The following is a 20,059-nucleotide window of genomic DNA, read 5'->3' as shown; positions in this document are numbered from 1 at the left end:
GATAAGAGACTGTGGGATCGCTTCAACTGAAATCCATTCGTAAGGCCTATGGTACGCATGATGTGCTGAAGGGCATCGACCTCGAGGTGAAGGATGGCGAGTTCGTCATTTTCGTCGGCCCTTCCGGCTGCGGCAAGTCGACCCTTCTGCGCAGCATTGCCGGCCTGGAGGATGTGACCTCGGGCGCAGTCCTGATCAACGGTACGGACGTGACGGTGACGCCGCCCGCCAAGCGCGGCATTTCCATGGTGTTCCAGTCCTATGCGCTCTATCCGCATCTAACGGTGAAGGACAATATGGGCCTTGGCCTGAAGCAGGCCGGCACCGCCAAGGATGAAATCGACAACCGTGTGGAGAAGGCGTCGAGCATGCTTTCGCTGGCGCCCTATCTCGCCCGCCGCCCGGCGGAGCTGTCCGGCGGACAGCGCCAGCGTGTCGCCATTGGTCGCGCCATCGTGCGGGAACCGGAACTCTTCCTGTTCGATGAACCACTGTCGAACCTCGATGCGGCATTGCGCGTTCAGACCCGCCTCGAAATCGCCCGCCTGCATCGCAGCCTGAGGGCCACGATGATCTACGTCACCCACGATCAGGTCGAGGCCATGACGCTGGCCGACAAGATCGTCGTGATGAATGCGGGCGCCATCGAGCAGATCGGTTCGCCGATGGAGCTTTATAATCGCCCCGCGAATATCTTCGTCGCCGGCTTCATCGGTTCGCCGCAGATGAATTTCATCCCGGCGGAAAAGCTCGAACAGAGCGGTGCCAAGATCGTCGGCATCCGCCCCGAGCACATCACATTGTCACGCGAACAAGGCACCTGGGCGGCCAAGGTCATCCATGTCGAACACCTTGGCGCCGATACGATCATCTATCTCGAATCCGACCAGACCGGCCTTCTGACTGTCCGCCTTTTCGGCGAACACAAATATGAACCGGACGATACGGTCTATGCCACACCGGACACGGGGCATATGCATCGCTTCGACGAGAATGATCAGGCCATTCGGGCGTAGGCCTTGGGATTTAGCAAATTGAAGAGGGCTCTGCTTCGGCGGGGCCCTCTTTTTATTTGTCCAGCGACGGCACGAGATAGTCCAGTCGTCCGGACGAATTCATATGTCTGTCACAGGGCTGCTTTATTGCTCGCTCAGTCCACTCCAACAGCGAGCGCATGATGACAAACGCAGCAACCACCTACGCAACGTGGCATACCGAACCGAATGGGGACATCGCGATGGCGGAGTCTCATAGTCCGCTTTGGCGGCATTTCATCGAAACCCTGCCCGAACGGGACTTTTCGTCGAAGACAGTGCTGGATTTCGGCTGCAACCGCGGCGGCTTCCTGCGGCTGCTTCACGCGATGCGGCCGTTCCGCCGCGGCGTCGGCATCGACATCGCCTCGGAATCGGTTGCGGCGGCTGTCGCAGCAAAGGGCAACGTGCCGCTGGAATTTCATGTAACCACTGATCTTTCGCCTTTTGCCGACAGCTTCGATGTCGCTTTCAGCTATGAGGTCGTCTATCTCCTGCCGGAATTGAAGCGGCATGCCGAGCAGATGTTCGAGGTCATGCGCAACGGCGGTATCTATTACGCCGTCACCGGTTGCCACAACGAGATGCCGCTTTGGCCGAAATGGCGCGAGTTGATCGGCGGCAACAGCAATGCGCCGGTCCAGGATCGCTCCCCGCAGGACTATATCGACGCCTTTGTTGCCGCAGGATTCAATGTCTCCGTCCGGCGCTTCGGCTACAACGGCTTCGTCAGCGGCGCAAAGGATCGCAAATATTATCCCAGCATCCTCGATGCGCTCGCCTATCCCGCCGAATACAAGCTATTGTTCCGGCTCGAAAAGCGCGTCTGATATGGAGACGATCGATCGTAAGAGCGGCAGCGCTCTCTGGCATCAGATCGGCGAAATCCTGGCGGCTGATATCGCCGCCGGGACCTTCGCTGCGGGTGCCAAATTGCCGACCGAACCGGAGCTTATGGAACGCTTCGGCGTCAGCCGCTTCACTGTCCGCCAGGCACTCGGCCATCTGGAACAGCGGGGGCTGGTGCGCGCCGAGCAGGGGCGGGGGACCTTCGTGCACCGAGGGGCTCTCGACTATATGCTCTCGAAGAAGACGCGGTTCTCCAAGAATCTGATCGAGCAGGGTTTCGAGCCTGGCGGCGAGCTATTGATCCACGAGGTCGTTGCAGCGTCGGAGCGTGTTGCGGCACGGCTGAAGCTGGCGTCCGGCGCTCCGGTCATCCACCGCCGCGGCGTGATGACGGCAGACGATGTTCCCGTCGAACTCGGCGACAGCTATTATCCGGCCGACCGCTTTCCTGATTTCGATAGAGCGAGGCTGCAATATCAGACCATTAGCGCGGCCCTCGCGAGCTACGGCGTTCACGACTATGTGCGCTTGTCGACCGAGATCGAGGCGCGCATGCCGAGCGCCGAAGAGGCACGACTGTTGCGGCAGCCGAAATCGGCGCCGGTATTGGTCATCCTCAAAGTGGATGTCGATAGTGCCGGCGTGCCCATTGCCTATGCCGAGACACTATGGTCGGCGGAGCGGGTGACCTTCAAGGTCGATTTGGGATGAGCGGCTTATCGATGTGACAGGATATTCACGATCTTGCCGAAGGGATCGCGGACATAAAAGCGACGAACGCCCCAGGGTTCATCGTTCAGATCGTAGACGATCTCGAACTGCATCGATCGGGCGCGCTGATAGATCTCGTCGACATCGTCGACCTCGATCGAAAGATCGGGCACGATCGTGCCCGAGCCACCTTTGCTGGCTATGCTGATCTGCGGCACGGTCTGCGCCTTCGAGGCGAAGGTCATGATCCAGCCGTGGTCCATGACGATGTCCAAGCCGAGCAGGTCGCCATAGAAGACCTGAGCGCTGGCGGGATCGGCGGCATGCAGATTGGACACAATTCGCAGGACGGTCATGCGATGCTCCTTGCCGGAGAAATGGAGGCGAGCCTTTGCCGCCTCCATCATCTTAACTCAGACAGTCACCGATGGCAGCAGCTTGGCGCGTTCGCTGAGAATCTGTCGGCAGGCGTTTGCGACTTCCTGACCCTTAATGACGAAATGCTGCTTGAAGAAATGAATATGCGCTTCCGACTCCTGGAAGTGATGCGGCGTCAGCACGGTGGAGAGAATCGGAACGCCGGTATCCAGTTGCACGCGCATCATGGCATCGAGAACAGTGTCGGCAACGAAATCGTGGCGGTAGATGCCGCCGTCTACGACGAAAGCGGTCGCGATGATCGCGCTATAGCGGCCATTGCGGGCGAGCGTCTGCGCGTGCAGCGGGATTTCCAAGGCACCGGGCACATCGAAAATATCGATGGGGGAGGCGCCTTCGGTCTTCTGCCATTCGGCAACGAAGGAATCGACGCACTGATCGACAATGTCGGCATGCCAGCGGGCCCGGATCAACGCTATGCGGCCCGGCTGTGTCGAAATGGAAATGGTCATTAATTTTGCCTTTCAAGGGTTTAACTCAATATCCCTTGGGCGAACACGCAAGGTCGCAGAAGCCCCCTGCGCGAAGGAGCCTTCGACCTGGCTTGCTCTCTTCCATCCGGACTGTACCGTCGGCTCCGGCCTCTCACCGGATCTGCTGACCCTTCCGGTAGAACCGAAAGGCGCTCGCGGGCTCGGAGACCAGTCTCCATACCGCCGGTGGGGAATTGCACCCCGCCCTGAGAACGGCTGGACTATAGATGCGGTGCAACAGAAATCAAAGAAAAACGCCGGGCGATTTACCCGGCGCTTGCGAAAAATCTGTCCAATTGTTCCGTCGATCAGTCCTGAATGACCAGCAGATCGGAGGAGGCGAAACGCAGCGTGACCCTTTCGCCGACGCTGGGAGGCATCATGCCCGGGCTGTTGAACATGTCGAAGGAGATGGTATTGCCACCGACATTCATGCGCGTGCGGATGACCGAACCCAGGAAGTGAGCCGAGGAGACTTCACCGGTCAAGGCAGTGTCGCCCTTGGCCGATTCTGCCAGCGAGCCGGCTTCCGGACGCAGCGCCAACGACACGGTGTCGCCGGGCTTGTAGGCGGTGACCGATTGTTTCAGGGTTACACCCTGATCGCCAATCATGATGCGGTTGTTGTCCGGGTCGACGACCTTGCCCTCGATGAGGTTCAACGTGCCGACAAAGGAGGCGACGAAGCGGGTGGCGGGCCTGTTGTAGATTTCGAAGGGCGTGCCGATCTGATCGGCGCGGCCGGCATTCATGACGACGATGCGGTCGGAAATCGACAGCGCTTCTTCCTGGTCGTGTGTCACGAAAACGGTAGTGATGCCGAGCTGCTGCTGGATGGCGCGGATTTCTTCGCGCAGCGAAACGCGGATCTTGGCGTCCAGCGCCGAGAGCGGTTCGTCAAGCAGCAGGACCTGCGGCTTGACGGCGATGGCGCGCGCGAGCGCCACGCGCTGCTGCTGACCGCCGGACATCTGGAAGGGATAGCGGCCGGCGAGATGATCGAGCTTGATCAGCCCGAGCATTTCCTTGACGCGCTTGTCGATCTCGGGCTTGGCGACACCAGCGACCTTGAGGCCGAAGGCGACATTGTCATGCACGGTCATGTTCGGGAACAGTGCGTAGGCCTGGAACACCATGCCGATATTGCGCTGGTTCGGCTTCAGCGGACGCTGGTCCTTGCCGTTAATCGTCAGCATGCCGGCTGTCGGACTTTCGAAGCCGGCAATCATCCGCAGCACCGTCGTCTTGCCGCAGCCGGAGGGTCCGAGGAAGGAGATGAACTCTCCCTTCTCGATGTGCATGGTGAAGTCGTGAACGACCTGGACCTCGCCGAAGGATTTTTTGATGTGTGTGAGTTCGAGAAAAGCCATGGTGTGAAGCCTTACGCCTTAATCGGAGCGGATTTGGAAAAGCGGGAAACGAGCTGGAGCAGGCCCATGCTGAGCCAGGTTACAGCGAGCGCGATGATCGCCAGCGCCGACGGCTCATAAGCCTTGTTGGCGCCGATAAGCTGCATATAAGGCCCGAAGGCCGGACGGTTGAGCAGCGACGCCATGGTGAATTCACCCATGACGATCGCAAGCGTGATGAAGGCGCCAGAAAGCACACCGCTCATTACATTCGGGAAGATGCACCGGAACATGATCGTCGTCCATTTTGCACCCAGGCTTTCCGCCGCCTCCGTCAGTGTGCCGACGTCGATGGTGCGCATAGCCGTATCCACCGAACGGTACATATAAGGCAGCGACAATACAATGTAGGAGCAGACGAGCAGGAGGTTCGTCGTCTGGTTGTAGCCGGTCAGCGGCAGGATCGACGACGAATTATAAAGGCGGAGATAGCCGAAGACGATAACGATGGCCGGGATGACGAGCGGCATCAGCGTGACGAATTCGACGACGGGACGGATCTGCGGCAAACGCAGGCGGACCCAATAGGCCGTCGGCACGACGAGCAGCATGCCGAAGATAATGGTCAGCAGCGCCATCAGCATGGAGAAGCCGAAGGCAGTCAGGAAGCCCAAGTCTGAAAAGACCGACCTATAGGCGTCGAAGCTATAAACGTCGCGCCGCATGCGCAGCGAAAATTCCAGCGTACCGATGAGCGGTACGAAGAAATAGATGACGCCGATGGCGACCGCGATCCAGGCAAAGAATTTCTGCAGCTTCATTTTTGCCACCGTTCAGCGCGCATGCGCATCATGATATAGATGACGTTTGAAATACCTGTGATGACGATCATACCGAGCGCCAGGGCATAGCCGAGATTGGCATTGTGGAGGACATCGCCGCGGATCTGCGCGTAGAGAACGATCGGAACGATATTCAGCGAGCTGCCGGTGAGTGCGATCGCGGTTGCGATGGCGCCGAAAGAGTTGGCGAACAGCAGCAGCGTCGTGCCAAGCAGGCTGGGCCAAAGGATCGGCAGGGCGACCATCAACCAATATTGCCTGTTGGTGGCGCCGAGAATAGAGGCAGCTTCGCGCCATTCCCTCTTCATGCCATCCAGTGCCGGCGTGATGATCAACACCATCAGCGGAATCTGGAAATACATGTAGGTGATGGTCAGACCGAAGAAGCTCAGAAGATTGAAGCCGGCAGAGTAAAGATTCAAACCGAAATGGGCGAGCAATATCGTGACGAGCCCCTGGCGGCCCAGCGTTGCGATGAAAGAGAAAGCCAACGGCACGCCTGCGAAATTGGAAGCGACACCGGAGAACGTCAGAAAGGCATTGCGGATCCAGGAGGGGAGACCACCGAGGACGAGCGCCCAGGCAAGATAAAAACCGATGATAGCGCCGCCGAGCGCCGAAGCGACCGAGATTTTGATGCTGATCCAATAGGCGCTCAGGATGGTCGGCGTGAACAGGTCGCCGAGGTTCTTGAGCGTGAAGCTTCCGTCCGGCGTCAGAAACGCGCCCATGACGAGATAGAGCGTCGGGATAATCAGGAACAACAGGGTGAAGATCGCGAAGGGGGCAATGCCCAGCCAATCGACGACGACACGCTTGCTGATCACAGGTGCGGTGCTGATCGTTGATGTTGTGACGGTGCTCATGAGGGACCCAATTTGCGGCGTCGGAAAACGGAAAACCTCCCCGCCGAAACGGGGAGGCTAGGTTAAGTCAGATTACTGAACGTTCGAACCGACGACGCTGTCCCACTGCTTGGTGATGACGCCCTTGCCGGCATCCTGCTCTTGGAGCGTCGGGAAGACGGCTTTTTCGTAGGCGGCAGCCGGCGGCAGCTTGTCGAGAAGTTCCTGAGGAACCTTCTTGTTCTTCGCCAGGTCGTTGAAGCGGATCGGGTGGCAATAGCCCTTCAGCCAGCCGATCTGGCCTTCGTCGGAATAAAGGAATTCCATCCAGAGCTTGGCGGCGTTCGGGTGCGGAGCGAAAGCCGAGATCGCCTGAACGTAGACGCCGGCGATAACGCCCGAAGCCGGAACGGTGACGTCAACCGGCGGGTTGCCGTTCAGGCTGTCGCGCCATGCGAGGCCGTTATAGTCCCAGGCGACGACGATCGGGGTAGAGCCCTGAGCGAGCGAAGCGGACTTGCCGATGATCGGAACGAAGTTGCCGGCCTTGTTGAGCTGGGCGAAGTACTTCAGGCCAGCGTCACCAACCTTGGTTGCATCCTTCTCGCCAGCGGCGAGACCAGCAGCGTAAACGGCCTGAACGGCTTGGTTCGAGGTGCGCGGGTCGCCAGCGAGGGAAACGGTGTTCGCGTATTCCGGCTTCTGCAGGTCAGCCCAGTCCTTCGGCGGGTTCTTTACGACGTCTTTGTTTACGACGAAGGAGAGAACGCCGTAATAGTCGCCATACCAGAAACCGTCAGCATCCTTGGCGCTGTCGGGGATCGAGTCCCAGGTGGAGACTTTGTAAGGCTGCAGCAGGCCGTCCTTCTTGGCGGTCGGGCCGAAGGAGAGACCAACGTCGATCACGTCGGGAGCCTGCGGGCCGGTGTTGCCCTTGTTGGCGCGGATGGCTTCAACTTCATCGCCCGACCCAGCGTCCGGGTTCAGTTCGTTGACGTCGATGCTGTATTTCGCCTTGAAAGCAGCGATTAGGTCGCCGTAACCGCACCAGTTATGGGGCAGAGCGATGGTGGTCAGCGTGCCTTCCTTCTTGGCGGCGGCAATGAGGTCTGCGCTCGGTTCAGCAGCAGCGATTGCAGTCGAAGCGACGAGCATCGCAGTGGAGAGCGTCAGAAGACGATGAATTTTCGAGATCACTGGTATTCCTCCTTTTGGGTTTTCAGTGTCTGGCGTTGCTGTTAATGACGTTGCATGAAGGTTGTGTGACGGGTTCCAATGGGTTGCGTCTTCCGAAAACACCGGCGATTTACTTTTATCCGCCGATGATGACGGGCTCTGTTTTGCTGGCCGATCCTCAGCGTGTATTTTATACTTTCCTTCCCTCCCAACCTAGCTTGCGAAACAGCCTTGTTTGTTCGAACAGCCCTTCGAGCGTTTTCATGCGTTCACTCGTCTCGTCCCAGGTCGAGCTTTGCACGGCTTCGATCAAGGCCTCGATGATGAAGAGGGTGACGACAGAGGAATCCCAGGCCGAAGGTGCTTCGATTTGCACGCGAAAAGTGTGTTTTGCATATTTAACGGCAGGGGTCGCCCATTGGTCGGTGAAGACGATGATCTCGGCTCCGCTGCGGCGAGCGGCGGCGGCGAGGCTGACCATTTCCTGCTCGTAGCGTCTGATATCGAAGATCACGAGTAGGTCGCCGGGGTTCATGTTCAGAACATATTGCGGCCAGGAACTGGAATTGGAGGAGAGCAAGGTCGTGTTCGGACGGATGACTTGCATATGGGTGAAGAAATATTCGGCAAGCGCGCCGGTGATGCGTCCGCCGACGAAATAAAGCCCACGTTTGTGCTCCGACAGCAGCGCAGCGACGCTATCGAAAGTTGCCGCATCGATGTCGGCGAGCGTCTGACGGAGATTGCTCATAATGGCATCTGCGAAGCGATTGAGAATATGTGTACCGGGAGCATTGGATGCCCAGCGATCATGCTTCGTAAGCGGATTTGAGATGGTTGCCTCGACCTCCTGGTGGAGGCGCGACTGAAAGTCCGGATAGCCTTTGAAACCGAGTTTCTGCACCATGCGCGCCACGGTCGGCGTGGACACCCGCGCATTTTCGGCAACCGTCGTAATGCTGCCCAATCCCGAAACGGGATAGTTGTCGAGCAGGCTCTTGGCGAGCTGCTTCTCGGCGCGTGTCAGCGCGTCAAATTGGGCATTGATTACGTCCGAAACTGTTTTCGACGCATTGCTCACTCGATTTTGCTCCCCGGGCCGGTCTGATGCCAAGCTCCTGAAATGAATATAACTACGCTGTCACATTTCGAGTCAATGTCACAAATGAAGAAATAATTTCAGTCCCTAGTTGACAGTCGCCGAAACCTGAAGAATTCTTTTCTTATAAAGATTTTATTAAGAGGGGTAGGGCGCCTTAATGCTTGTCGGGCAAGGCATTCTGACGGAAGCCGATGGCGATTGCGTCGCGGTCGAACGACCGGACGGAAAAAGCGCGGTTTTGATTATCTGCGAACATGCTTCGCGCACATTGCCCCAGTATTTCGGCGATCTCGGCCTTTCAGCCGAAGCGCTTTCCAGCCATATCGCCTGGGACCCAGGTGCGCTGGCTGTCGCCAGGAAGATGTCCGACAGCCTCGATGCAACGCTGGTTTACCAATGCTTCTCGCGTTTGGTCTACGATTGCAACCGTCCACCGGAAAGCCCGGGCGCCATGCCGGAAATCAGCGAGATCTACACGATCCCCGGCAACCAGCATCTGCAAGCCGCCGATCGGCAGGCACGCACAGATGCTCTTTATGTGCCGTTCCATGACCGCATTCGCGCTCTCCTGAAAGAGCGGGCGGTGAGGGCGCAAAAAACGGTACTTGTGACGGTTCACAGTTTTACGCCTGTGTACAACGGCAAGCAGCGGGCAGTGGAGCTCGGTATTTTGCACGATGAAGACCGCTGGCTGGCGGATCGCATGCTTGATGCGGCGGCCCACGCGCCGCTCTATCGTACTGAACGAAACCAGCCTTACGGGCCGGAAGATGGCGTGACCCATACGCTCAAGCTGCATGGGCTCGCCAATAGCTTGCATAACGTTATGATCGAGGTCCGCAACGACCTCATCGGAGATGACATCGGCCAAGGGGTCGTGGCCGATTATCTAACAGGACTTATCCAGAGCAGTCTGGAAGCCTGAGCATAGAAAGAAAAGACCCCGGGGAGCAGTTCAACTGCAATCGGGCCGTATGGCAAAAGCCAACGGCGCATGTGGCACATGGTGGCCCGCAATTCCGTGGGCGATCGGGTTTTAGGGGGAATGACATGTCTGATTACACAGAGTTAGACAAGAAGCAGGACGTGCACATTCTGCACTCCATGGGCTATGCCCAGGAGCTGGAGCGGCGCATGAGTTCGTTCTCGAACTTTGCCGTATCCTTTTCCATCATTTGCATTCTTTCGGGCGGCATCAATTCGCTCGCCCAGGCAACGTCAGGTGCAGGCGGTGCCGCGATCGGCATTGGCTGGCCGGTCGGATGCTTCATTTCGCTGGTCTTCGCCGTTGCAATGGCGCAGATCAGCTCGGCCTATCCAACCGCAGGCGGGCTCTATCACTGGGGCTCCATCCTCGGCAACCGCTTTACCGGCTGGCTGACCGCATGGTTCAATCTGCTCGGCCTCGTTACCGTTCTCGGCGCGATCAATGTCGGCACCTATTATTTCTTCATCGGTGCTTTCGGCGGCTATTTCGGCATGGTCGATACGACATTGATCCGTATCGTGTTCCTAGTGGTCATCACCGGCCTTCAGGCACTGGTGAACCATATGGGTATCGGGCTGACGGCAAAGCTGACCGACTTCTCGGGTTATCTGATCTTCGCGACCTCGATCGCACTTGCGGTCGTGTGCCTGATCGCCGCGCCGTCCTACGATTTCGCGCGGCTGTTCACCTTTACGAACTATTCGGGCGTGGCGACGATTGCCGCCGACGGCTCCGCGACGGGTGCGCCGGTCTGGCCGCAGATTTCCACCTTCTGGGTCTTTGCCCTCGGCCTCTTGCTGCCGATCTACACGATCACCGGCTATGACGCCTCGGCGCATACTTCGGAGGAAACGGTCAAGGCAGCGCATTCCGTTCCGCGGGGCATGGTCGCCTCCGTGCTTTGGTCGGCATTGTTCGGCTACATCATGCTGTGTGCGTTCGTTCTGATGCTTCCGAATATGGACGACGCCGCAAAGCAGGGCTGGAACGTGTTCTTCTGGGCGATGGATGCCCAAGTGAATCCGGTCGTCAAGGATATCCTCTATCTCCTGATCTTCATCAGCCAGTGGCTGTGCGGCCTTGCAACGGTGACCTCCGTATCGCGCATGATCTTTGCGTTCTCGCGTGACGGCGGTCTGCCGGCATCGAAGGCGCTCTCCAGGGTCAGCCCGAAACACCGCACGCCGGTTTCCGCGATCTGGACCGGTTCGATCCTTTCGGTGCTGTTCGTCTGGGGTTCGTCGCTGGTATCGATCGGCGATACGCCTGTTTACACCATCGTCGTGTCGTGCACCGTCATTTTCCTCTTCTTCTCCTTCGCGATCCCGATCACGCTCGGCCTTTTCGCTTGGGGTACGTCGAAATGGGACAAGATGGGTCCCTGGAACCTCGGCGAGGGCATGTTCAAGCTTTTTGCGGTGCTGAGCATCCTCTCGATGATCGTGATTTTCGTTCTCGGCATCCAGCCGCCGAATGACTGGGCAGGCATCATCACCGTCGGCTTCCTTGTCCTGACCGCGATCGTCTGGTTCGGCTTCGAGAAGCGCCGTTTCAAGGGGCCGCCGATTGGCGATGCGATCGCCAAGCGCAAGGCCGAAATCGCAGCGGCGGAAGCGGCCGTCGGCGAAAAGTAAGTATAGGCGAATCTCTCCAACCCTTGGGGTCGCAGACCTGCGGCCCCTTCACCGGCAACGACAAGGCTGCAAAGCGCGGGCTATCCGCTGTGCGGTGTGTTCGTTAGGCCGATGTTCCAATTCATTGTTCAGGCGGACCAAATCATGAACAGCAGCTATACGTTCGACGACCTCAGACGAGATGTGGCCGAAGGGCGCATCGATACGGTTCTGGCATGCCAGGTGGATATGCAAGGCCGGTTGATGGGCAAGCGTTTTCAGGCGGAATTCTTCGTAGAGAGTGCCTGGAAGGAAACGCATAGCTGCAACTATCTCCAGGCGACGGACCTCGAGATGGAGACTGTCTCCGGCTACAAGTCGACGAGCTGGGAGAAGGGCTATGGCGACTATACGATGAAGCCGGATCTCGCCACGCTTCGCCGTATTCCGTGGCTCGAGGGCACGGCGCTGGTGCTTTGCGACGTGCTCGACCATCACACCCACGAAGAAGTGGCGCATTCGCCGCGCGCCATTCTCAAGAAGCAGATCAGGCGGCTGGAGGCGATGGGCATGAAGGCTTTCATGGCCTCCGAACTTGAGTTCTTCCTGTTCGACCAGAGCTATGACAGCGCCCGCGAGTCGGGCTATCGCAACCTGCATCTCGCCAGCGGCTACAATGAGGACTACCACATCTTCCAGACCACCAAGGAAGAGGATGTGATGCGGGCGATCCGCAAGGGCTTGCAGGGCGCCGACATTCCGGTTGAGAACTCCAAAGGCGAGGCTTCGGCGGGACAGGAGGAAATCAACGTCCGTTATGCCGATGCGCTGACCATGGCGGACCGCCATACGATCATCAAAAACGGCTGCAAGGAGATCGCCTGGTCGAAGGGCAAGGCCATCACCTTCCTTGCGAAGTGGAATTACAATTCCGCCGGCAGTTCGTCGCATATCCATCAGTCGCTGTGGAGCGCCGACGGCAAGACGCCGCTGTTCTTCGACAAAGAACAAGAGCACGGCATGACGCCGCTGATGAAGCACTATGTCGCCGGCCTTTTGACGCATGCCAGCGAGATCACCTATTTCCTCGCGCCCTATATCAATTCCTACAAGCGTTTCGTTGCGGGCACCTTCGCGCCCACCAAAGCGATCTGGAGCACCGACAACCGCACGGCGGGCTATCGTCTCTGCGGTGCCGAAACCAAGGGAATCCGCATCGAATGCCGCGTCGGCGGCTCCGACCTCAATCCGTACCTCGCCTTTGCGGCGCTGATCGCGGCCGGTCTCGATGGCATCGAGAACAAGCTTGAACTGGAAGCGCCTTTCGTGGGAGACGCCTATGGCGCCCGCGAGGTTCGCGAAATTCCGCGCACGCTGCGGGATGCCGCGGTGGCGCTGAACGGCTCCGAGATGCTGCGCGCCGCCTTCGGTAACGATGTCATCGACCACTACACCCGCGCTGCCGAATGGGAGCAGGAAGAATATGATCGCCGCGTCACCGACTGGGAGGTGGCGAGAGGATTTGAAAGGGCTTAATTCTCAACGTTGAGATAATTCGTTGACATAATCGCAACTCCATGGAATTCTTAATGTTCAACATGAAGGATCGCTTATGGCACGGAAGAGTTCGATCGATAGGGACTGGTTTCATCAGAAGCTGACGAGCAGAGGCGAAACCATAAGCGGATTGGGCCGGTTTCTGAATATCGATAAGAGTGCGGCTTCCCGGATGCTTACGGGGGAACGCAAGATGAGCGCTGAGGAACAAGATTTAGTCGCCGAGTTCCTGGGTGTGAGTATTGTGGATGTCGCTGCCCATCGGGCTATTTCACGGCAGGGATTTAGGGAAATGAAACAGCCGGATTATACATATGGGCAGATGTCATCGCCGGACATAGGGGCGGGTGGGCCTGCGGACGGCAATCAGAAAGCTCATCCGATCTTCGGGTGCATGAAAGGAACAATGACGATAGCGGCGGATCTTGACCTCACGGTTCCGATAGACGTCGAATGGAGTGATAAACTCTACAATGAGTGAGAGTTTTCTCCTCGACACCTGCGCTGCTATTTGGCTGGCAAATGGGAAGCCGATATCACAAACAGCGGTCGATGCGGTGAATGAAATCACCCCCGGCAGTGATCGGCTTTGTGTTTCCGCAATGACCGCGTGGGAGATCGGGATGTTGATATCGCGAGGTAGAATACACAGCACGAAGCATGCGCTGGCGTGGTTCGAGGATTTTGTGAAGGCCAGCGGAATACATGTGCAGACCGCTACGCCAGCCGTTATGATTGCCGCGTCCTACCTTCCTGAGCCGTTGCACAGTGACCCAATGGATCGCATTATCATCGCTACCGCACGTGAACACGATCTTACGATCATCACCAGAGACCGCGCTATTCTCGCCTATGGAGCCGCTGGTCACGTTAAGACCCTTGCCTGCTAGGCCTACTGGAGCAACAAAAGAATGACCATGATCACATGCGTGTCCCCGGTAAACGGGGAGGTTTATGCCGAGCGTCCGGCGTTGTCGCTAGATGCGGCCAAGGATGTGGTGGCCCGCGCCCGCAAGGCGCAGAAGGATTGGGCGCGCCGCCCGCTGGAAGACCGCGTCCAGCTCGTGTTGAAAGGGGCTGCGCGTCTCAACGAGATGGCCGATCTCGTCGTGCCGGAGCTCGCTTGGCAGATGGGCCGCCCGATCAAATATGGCGGCGAATATCGCGGCTTCAACGAGCGCTCAAATTATGTGGCCTCGATCGCAGCCGATGCGTTGTCGCCGATGGTGGTGGAAGACAGTGCGAATTTTTCGCGTCGTATCGAGCGCGAACCGCATGGCGTCGTGTTCGTCATCGCGCCCTGGAATTATCCCTACATGACCGCGATCAACACCGTTGCCCCGGCGCTGATGGCCGGCAATACCGTTATTCTGAAGCATGCCAGCCAGACGCTTCTGGTCGGTGAGCGACTGGTTCAGGCTTTCGTGGAGGCCGGCGTTCCGGCCGATGTCTTCCAGAACGTCTATCTCGACCATGAGACGACTTCGGCTCTGATCGCCGCCGGCAGCTTCAACTTCGTCAACTTCACCGGCTCGGTCGAAGGCGGGCGATCGATCGAACGCGCTGCCGCCGGCACCTTCACCAACCTTGGACTCGAACTTGGCGGCAAGGATCCGGGCTACGTCATGGAAGACGCCGACCTTGAGGCGGCCGTCGACACGTTGATGGACGGCGCCACTTACAATTCCGGCCAATGCTGCTGCGGCATCGAGCGCATTTATGTGCATGAATCGCTCTACGATGCCTTCGTCGAGAAGTCGGTCGCGTGGGTGTCGAACTACAAGCTCGGCAATCCGCTCGATCCGGAGACCACGCTTGGTCCGATGGCGCACAAGCGTTTCGCCAAGGTGGTGCGCGAACAGATTGCGGATGCCGTCGCCAAAGGCGCCAAGGCGCTGGTCGATCCCAAGCTTTTCCCGGCCGATGATGGCGGCGCCTATCTGGCGCCCCAGGTCCTCGTCGACGTCAATCATTCCATGGCCTTCATGCGCGAAGAAACCTTCGGCCCCGCCGTCGGCATCATGAAGGTGAAGAGCGACGCTGAAGCGCTGGAATTGATGAATGACAGCCCTTATGGCCTGACGGCCTCGCTCTGGACCAAGGATGCCGAGCGTGCCTCTCGAATCGGCCGTGATATCGAGACCGGCACCGTTTTCATGAACCGCGCCGACTATCTCGATCCAGCACTGTGCTGGACCGGCGTCAAGGAAACAGGCCGTGGCGGCTCGCTCTCCGTAATGGGTTTTCACAATCTGACGCGCCCGAAATCCTACCATTTGAAGAAGGTAACAGCATGAGCAATATCTCAGCCAATTGGAGCTATCCCACCGCCGTCAAGCTCGGCCGCGGCCGGATCACGGAACTGGCGGATGCCTGCAAAAGCCTGGGTATCAAGAAGCCGCTTCTGATCACCGACCGCGGGCTCGCCTCGATGGCGATCACCAAGACGGCGCTGGATATTCTCGAAGACGCCGGCCTTGGCCGAGCCATCTTCGCCGATGTCGATCCAAACCCGAACGAGAAGAACCTCGATGCCGGCGTGAAGGCCTTCAAGGACGGCGGCCATGACGGCGTCGTCGCCTTCGGCGGCGGCTCGGGCCTCGATCTCGGCAAATGCGTCGCCTTCATGGCCGGTCAGACACGGCCGGTCTGGGATTTCGAGGATATGGGCGATTGGTGGACCCGCGCCAATGTCGAGGGCATTGCTCCGATCGTCGCCGTGCCGACGACTGCCGGCACTGGTTCCGAAGTTGGCCGCGCCAGCGTCATCACCAATTCCGCAACGCATGTGAAGAAGATCATCTTCCACCCGAAGTTCCTGCCGGGCGTCGTCATTTCTGATCCGGAACTGACCGTCGGCATGCCGAAAATCATCACCGCCGGCACCGGCATGGATGCATTCGCCCATTGCCTGGAAGCCTATTCCTCACCCTTTTATCATCCGATGTCCGCCGGCATCGCGCTGGAAGGCATGCGGCTCGTCAAGGAATTCCTGCCGCGCGCCTATAGGGAAGGGACCGACCTCGAAGCCCGCGCCAACATGATGAGCGCCGCCGCCATGGGTGCCGTCGCTTTTCAGAAGGGCCTGGGCGCCATTCATGCGCTGTCGCATCCGATCGGCGCCGTCTACAACACGCACCACGGCATGACCAACGCCGTCGTCATGCCGGCCGTGCTGCGCTTCAATCGCAAGGCCATCGAGGACAAGATCGCCCGTGCCGCCGCCTATCTCGGCATTTCCGGCGGCTTCGACGGCTTCTATGATTATGTATTGAAGCTGCGGGCCGATCTCGGTGTTCCCGAAAACCTCTCGGCTATGGGCATCACGCCCGATCGCATCGACGAACTCTCGGCCATGGCGATCGACGATCCGAGCGCCGGCGGCAATCCCGTGGCGATGACGCTGGAAAACACCAAGGCACTGTTCCGCGACTGCTTCTAGGCATATTGCCTCAGCCTTTGATCGTGCCGCAAGACGATTGCGGCGCGATTTTTTGTGCCGATTTCGCAGGTTGGCGATCGCAATTTTAGTTCGCAAGTAGAGTGCCGCCAGTGCCGTCGGTTAAGCCTCGCCGAAGCGATACCTTAACGTCCGACAGGTGCCGTTAGGGCTTTATTAACCATATCTCGAAACAATGCGTTAACTGCACCAATGAGTCAGACGGTGCTGAAAAGAGCGATGTTCGTGCTCACCGCCATCTTGCCGGAGACCGACTATGCCAGTTATCACATTTGCAAATACGAAAGGTGGGGCGGGGAAGACGACGGCGGTTTTGCTGTTGTCCACCGAACTGGCGCGGCGCGGTTATCGCGTCACCATTCTCGACGCCGACCCACAGCATTGGATTTCGCACTGGTACGAGATTTCCGGCAACCATGTTCCTAACATCTCGGTCATCGATTTCGTGACCAGCGCGTCCTTGCCTGTGCATCTCTCTGAAAATAGTGCGACGGACTATTTCATCCTGGACCTGCCAGGCGCTCGCACGCCGCTGTTGGCAACGGCGCTCGGTCTTTCCGATCATGTGCTCATACCAATCCAAGGCTGCGCGATGGATGCACGGGGCGGAGCGCAGGTGCTGGAACTGCTGCACTATCTGGAACAGCGGGCGGGCATCCGCATCAATCATTCGGTCGTTCTGACCCGCGTCAATTCGATGGTGACGACCAGAGCGCTGCAGGTGGTGAAAGCGCTATTGTCCGAGCGGAGTGTTGCGGTTCTCGAAACGCCGATCATCGAACGCTCTGCCTTCCGCGATATCTTCGACTGCGGCGGGACGCTCTATACGATGGATTCGACGAGGGTCAGCAATCTGGACAAGGCTCAGGAAAACGCACGCGCCTTTGCCGAGGAAATGATGCGGCTCGTGCCGACGCGGTTAACGGCTTCGGCACGCAGCACTGGTCATGAGGCGATCCGCAGTGCGGCCTAAGATATTCTCACCATAGAAAGGCCGCCGAAGGGCTCATTCGGCCGCCTGTTCTATTTGCGCAAATGCGATTTAATCGACGAATTCGACCACCACGCCGGGCTTGACCATCTTGGCAAGTTCGGTCGCATCCCAGTTGGTGAGGCGCACGCAGCCATGGCTCTGCGACTTGCCGATCTTCGAAGGGTCTGGGGTGCCGTGAATGCCGTAGGTCGGCTTCGATAGCGCCATCCAAACAAGACCGACCGGGCCGTTCGGGCCGGGCGGAATGTCGAGGATCTTGTCGTTGGCGCCCTGCTTGAAGTTGATCTTCGGATTGTACGTGTAGCCCGGATTGAAGGCGACACGCTCGACCGTGACCGTGCCGGATGGCGACGGTGTGTCGGTCGAACCGATGCTGGCGGGATAGGCGGCAATCAGAGCGCCGCTGGCGTCATAGGCGAAAACCTGCTTACGGCCCTTGTCGGCCAAAATCTTGGCGACGGCGCCGGTCTTGCCGGGGCCGGTGTTGACCACTTTGATCGTGCTGCCGGGAACGGTAAAATCGACGCCGGGGTTGAGCTCCTTCAGATAGCCTTCATCCATATGGAAGCGTTCGGCCAGCATCTCCGTGGTGGAGGTGTAACCGAGCGAGGGCATCTGTGCCTTCTCGGCGTAGTCTTCAGGAATCGATGCAACATAAGGGCCGGCGGCATCGGCAGGCGTGATCGTGTAGTTGACAATCGGCATGCCACCCGACAAGCGCAGTTGTTCGAGGATCGAATCCGTGTCGTTGGGGTTCAGCGTCTGACCGGTCATCTGTTGATAGGCGTAGATCGCTTTGGTGACATTGGCGCCCATACGGCCATCGATCGCGCCTGGCGAAATCCCCTGGCGAGCGAGGAAGACCTCAAGCGCCGTGATTTCCATCTTCGACTTACCCTTCAGCGTAATGACGGGCTCGGCAGGGGCCTTGCGTTCGATAGCAGGTGCCTGCTCCTGCGGATCGATCGATGCGTAGTCATTACCGCTCGAATTCTGAGATTGGCCGCTCACGTCCGGCAGCGGTTGATTGTCGAGCGGCTCACGTTGGATGTCGCCGTCGCGCGGAATGCCGCTGGTGACGACACCGCGATCCTGCTGCTGGCCATAGCCGTTATCAACATAACCATCATCATTCCCGTAATCGTTGCTGCGATACTGGCGATAGTCGCGATAGCCGCCATTGTTGGAAAGCTGCGTGTCGCCATAGCGGTTACTATCGTCACTGTAACCGTCACGGCGGGGCGCGCGGGGATAATAGGTGCTGGCGCGCATCTCGGTGGCGACGACATTGCCGTAGCGGTCGATCAACACGCGATGGCCGCGTCCGTCGCGGGCGACCGTCACGACGCCTTGTTCCGGATACTGATCGAGGATGCGTCCATCGGGGGTCACCAGAACGATATCGTTCCCGCCGCGATAATATTGTGCCTGCGCATCAATCGACGCGAGAGCAGATGTCGCGGCTGTCAGGGCCAGAGCAAGGCTGAATTTCAGGAACCGGTTCACGTCTGTCGAATCCTCGGATGGTGGCTGAGCCGACACACACATGGCAATTTTGACGCCAGTGTGGAATTTGAGTGTATCATGCTGAATAAAAGATAAAAATTTGTGTGATCAAGGCGTCAAGTTAACGATCGGTAAGACAAACCACCATTTAATTCGCGGCTGTGCCGTTTCGAGCCAACTTTGACGAGGACGCTCGATCAGGAGCCGACCAGGGAGGACTACAGGAAATGATGGACTTTGCCGCAGCCAGGGGACCGAAACTGACGCTGGATGAGAGTTCGGTGCTGGACATCGGCGCCTGCATCGTGGACGGCAACAATCTCGCGCCGGGACGCGCCATCCCGGATGATGGTGACCCGCGCATCGATCATTCGCTGGAGGGATTTCTCTTCACCTGCGGTCCGGATCATATCCGCCATCCGGAACCGATGTCTGACCCTTTCGGGGGCAAGCGCTATCCGCTGCACGGCTCCTTCTCCTCACATCCAGCCAAGATTCTCTGGACCCGGTTCGAGAACGGCAATGCGGAGTGCCGCGCCGACATCGATATCGTCACCGCCGAACGCCGCACGGCACGGCTCGAGCGCCATTGGCGTATCGACGGCGCGACAGGTGAGGTTTCGCTCTCGGACCGTGTCGTCAATACCAGCATCGAGGCGATGCCGGTCTTCCTGATGTATCATATGAATGTCGGCGGCAAATGGTTCGATGACGGCGTGCGCCTCTCCGGTCAGATGCTGGAGAACGGCGGCTTCCCGTGGACTTTCGGCGAGGAACTGGGCGGTCTTTTCTGCGTGCCGGCAACCGCGAAAGGTGAGGATTGGTCCGAAATAAGCCTCGGGCCGATCGCTGCCATTGGCGGCAAATCGCTGCGGGTCCGCTTCGGCAGGGATACGCTGCCCTTCCTGCAGGTCTGGCGCAACCAGCGCGCGCCGGCTGATGTCCTCGGCATCGAGCCCGTTTCGCATCGTTGGGTCTCACGCGCCGAGCTGGAGGAGGCGGGTGAATTCAATATTCTTCAGCCTGGGGAAGCCAGAAGTTTCGCCCTCAACTTTGCCTTCGTCTGACGGGCGTGAATCGGTTGACGCTTGCTCTATGGCGGCGTAGATCATGGCCCTCGGT

The 20,059-nt window shown here is 58.6% G+C and carries 20 protein-coding genes and 1 riboswitch; of the genes, 12 read left to right on the top strand and 8 right to left on the bottom strand.

Translation table 11 applies throughout. The features are described 5' to 3' along the window. The first annotated feature begins 11 nt into the window (after positions 1-11). The 3 genes from K290_RS0113595 to phnF all read left to right on the top strand — a co-directional run bounded on the left by K290_RS0113595 (position 12) and on the right by phnF (position 2,594). Positions 12-1,016: an ABC transporter ATP-binding protein gene (locus K290_RS0113595; protein ID WP_028752445.1), complete on the top strand. Its 1,005-nt coding sequence runs from the start codon at positions 12-14 to the stop codon at positions 1,014-1,016. Between the two features lie 161 nt (positions 1,017-1,177). After that, entirely contained in the window at positions 1,178-1,864 is a 687-nt protein-coding gene (locus tag K290_RS0113590; protein ID WP_028752444.1) for a class I SAM-dependent methyltransferase, read from the top strand. A 1-nt stretch (position 1,865) separates the two neighbouring features. Continuing rightward, the gene (gene phnF / locus K290_RS0113585; RefSeq protein WP_028752443.1) at positions 1,866-2,594 is read left to right on the top strand and encodes a phosphonate metabolism transcriptional regulator PhnF; all 729 of its coding nucleotides are present in this window, start codon (positions 1,866-1,868) and stop codon (positions 2,592-2,594) included. A 5-nt stretch (positions 2,595-2,599) separates the two neighbouring features. Here the strand turns inward: phnF and K290_RS0113580 are convergent, their stop codons facing one another. The 7 genes from K290_RS0113580 to K290_RS0113550 form a co-directional block, all read right to left on the bottom strand. Then, complete coding sequence (locus K290_RS0113580) at positions 2,600-2,950, bottom strand: VOC family protein (RefSeq protein ID WP_028752442.1); 351 nt, start codon at positions 2,948-2,950, stop codon at positions 2,600-2,602. A 57-nt stretch (positions 2,951-3,007) separates the two neighbouring features. After that, positions 3,008-3,484: a 6,7-dimethyl-8-ribityllumazine synthase gene (locus K290_RS0113575; RefSeq protein WP_028752441.1), complete on the bottom strand. Its 477-nt coding sequence runs from the start codon at positions 3,482-3,484 to the stop codon at positions 3,008-3,010. A gap of 90 nt (positions 3,485-3,574) precedes the next feature. Beyond that, positions 3,575-3,723, bottom strand: a riboswitch (FMN riboswitch). A 90-nt stretch (positions 3,724-3,813) separates the two neighbouring features. Further along, positions 3,814-4,875 (bottom strand): ABC transporter ATP-binding protein, encoded by a 1,062-nt coding sequence (locus tag K290_RS0113570; protein WP_028752440.1) that lies wholly within the window; start codon positions 4,873-4,875, stop codon positions 3,814-3,816. Between the two features lie 11 nt (positions 4,876-4,886). Beyond that, on the bottom strand, positions 4,887-5,675 hold the full coding sequence (locus tag K290_RS0113565) for an ABC transporter permease (protein WP_028752439.1): 789 nt from the start codon (positions 5,673-5,675) through the stop codon (positions 4,887-4,889). After that, positions 5,672-6,562, bottom strand: a complete 891-nt coding sequence (locus tag K290_RS0113560) for an ABC transporter permease (RefSeq protein WP_028752438.1) — start codon at positions 6,560-6,562, stop codon at positions 5,672-5,674. Before K290_RS0113560 ends, K290_RS0113565 begins: the two co-directional genes overlap by 4 nt. A 72-nt stretch (positions 6,563-6,634) precedes the next feature. Then, entirely contained in the window at positions 6,635-7,738 is a 1,104-nt protein-coding gene (locus K290_RS0113555; RefSeq protein ID WP_028752437.1) for an ABC transporter substrate-binding protein, read from the bottom strand. A gap of 169 nt (positions 7,739-7,907) precedes the next feature. After that, on the bottom strand, positions 7,908-8,798 hold the full coding sequence (locus K290_RS0113550; RefSeq protein WP_028752436.1) for a MurR/RpiR family transcriptional regulator: 891 nt from the start codon (positions 8,796-8,798) through the stop codon (positions 7,908-7,910). 178 nt (positions 8,799-8,976) lie between these two features. Between K290_RS0113550 and K290_RS0113545 the strand changes: the two genes are divergently transcribed. The 8 genes from K290_RS0113545 (at position 8,977) to K290_RS0113510 (ending at position 17,410) form a co-directional block, all read left to right on the top strand. Next, positions 8,977-9,744: an N-formylglutamate amidohydrolase gene (locus K290_RS0113545; protein ID WP_028752435.1), complete on the top strand. Its 768-nt coding sequence runs from the start codon at positions 8,977-8,979 to the stop codon at positions 9,742-9,744. A gap of 125 nt (positions 9,745-9,869) precedes the next feature. After that, on the top strand, positions 9,870-11,441 hold the full coding sequence (locus K290_RS0113540; RefSeq protein ID WP_028752434.1) for an amino acid permease: 1,572 nt from the start codon (positions 9,870-9,872) through the stop codon (positions 11,439-11,441). A gap of 144 nt (positions 11,442-11,585) precedes the next feature. After that, a complete protein-coding gene (locus K290_RS0113535) occupies positions 11,586-12,956 on the top strand; it encodes a glutamine synthetase family protein (protein WP_028752433.1) in 1,371 nt (456 codons plus the stop codon). A gap of 214 nt (positions 12,957-13,170) precedes the next feature. Continuing rightward, positions 13,171-13,458: a hypothetical protein gene (locus tag K290_RS0113530; RefSeq protein ID WP_245276529.1), complete on the top strand. Its 288-nt coding sequence runs from the start codon at positions 13,171-13,173 to the stop codon at positions 13,456-13,458. Next, the gene (locus K290_RS0113525; protein WP_028752431.1) at positions 13,451-13,867 is read left to right on the top strand and encodes a type II toxin-antitoxin system VapC family toxin; all 417 of its coding nucleotides are present in this window, start codon (positions 13,451-13,453) and stop codon (positions 13,865-13,867) included. Before K290_RS0113530 ends, K290_RS0113525 begins: the two co-directional genes overlap by 8 nt. Positions 13,868-13,888: 21 nt before the next feature. Next, complete coding sequence (locus K290_RS0113520; RefSeq protein ID WP_028752430.1) at positions 13,889-15,274, top strand: aldehyde dehydrogenase family protein; 1,386 nt, start codon at positions 13,889-13,891, stop codon at positions 15,272-15,274. Then, on the top strand, positions 15,271-16,419 hold the full coding sequence (locus K290_RS0113515; RefSeq protein ID WP_028752429.1) for an iron-containing alcohol dehydrogenase: 1,149 nt from the start codon (positions 15,271-15,273) through the stop codon (positions 16,417-16,419). The genes K290_RS0113520 and K290_RS0113515 overlap by 4 nt, the downstream gene beginning before the upstream one ends. A gap of 274 nt (positions 16,420-16,693) precedes the next feature. Further along, the gene (locus K290_RS0113510) at positions 16,694-17,410 is read left to right on the top strand and encodes a ParA family protein (protein ID WP_028752428.1); all 717 of its coding nucleotides are present in this window, start codon (positions 16,694-16,696) and stop codon (positions 17,408-17,410) included. 69 nt (positions 17,411-17,479) lie between these two features. Here K290_RS0113510 and K290_RS0113505 read toward each other — a convergent pair whose 3' ends face one another. Next, entirely contained in the window at positions 17,480-18,937 is a 1,458-nt protein-coding gene (locus K290_RS0113505) for a L,D-transpeptidase (protein WP_028752427.1), read from the bottom strand. A gap of 227 nt (positions 18,938-19,164) precedes the next feature. On the opposite strand from K290_RS0113505, the gene K290_RS0113500 reads away from it, so the two are divergent. After that, the gene (locus tag K290_RS0113500; protein WP_028752426.1) at positions 19,165-20,004 is read left to right on the top strand and encodes a DUF4432 family protein; all 840 of its coding nucleotides are present in this window, start codon (positions 19,165-19,167) and stop codon (positions 20,002-20,004) included. Positions 20,005-20,059: the final 55 nt, after the last annotated feature.

Origin of the sequence: Rhizobium leucaenae USDA 9039 (assembly GCF_000426285.1) — a bacterium.
GTDB classification, from domain to species: Bacteria; Pseudomonadota; Alphaproteobacteria; order Rhizobiales; family Rhizobiaceae; genus Rhizobium; species Rhizobium leucaenae.
This window is presented reverse-complemented; position numbering and strand designations above follow the sequence as displayed.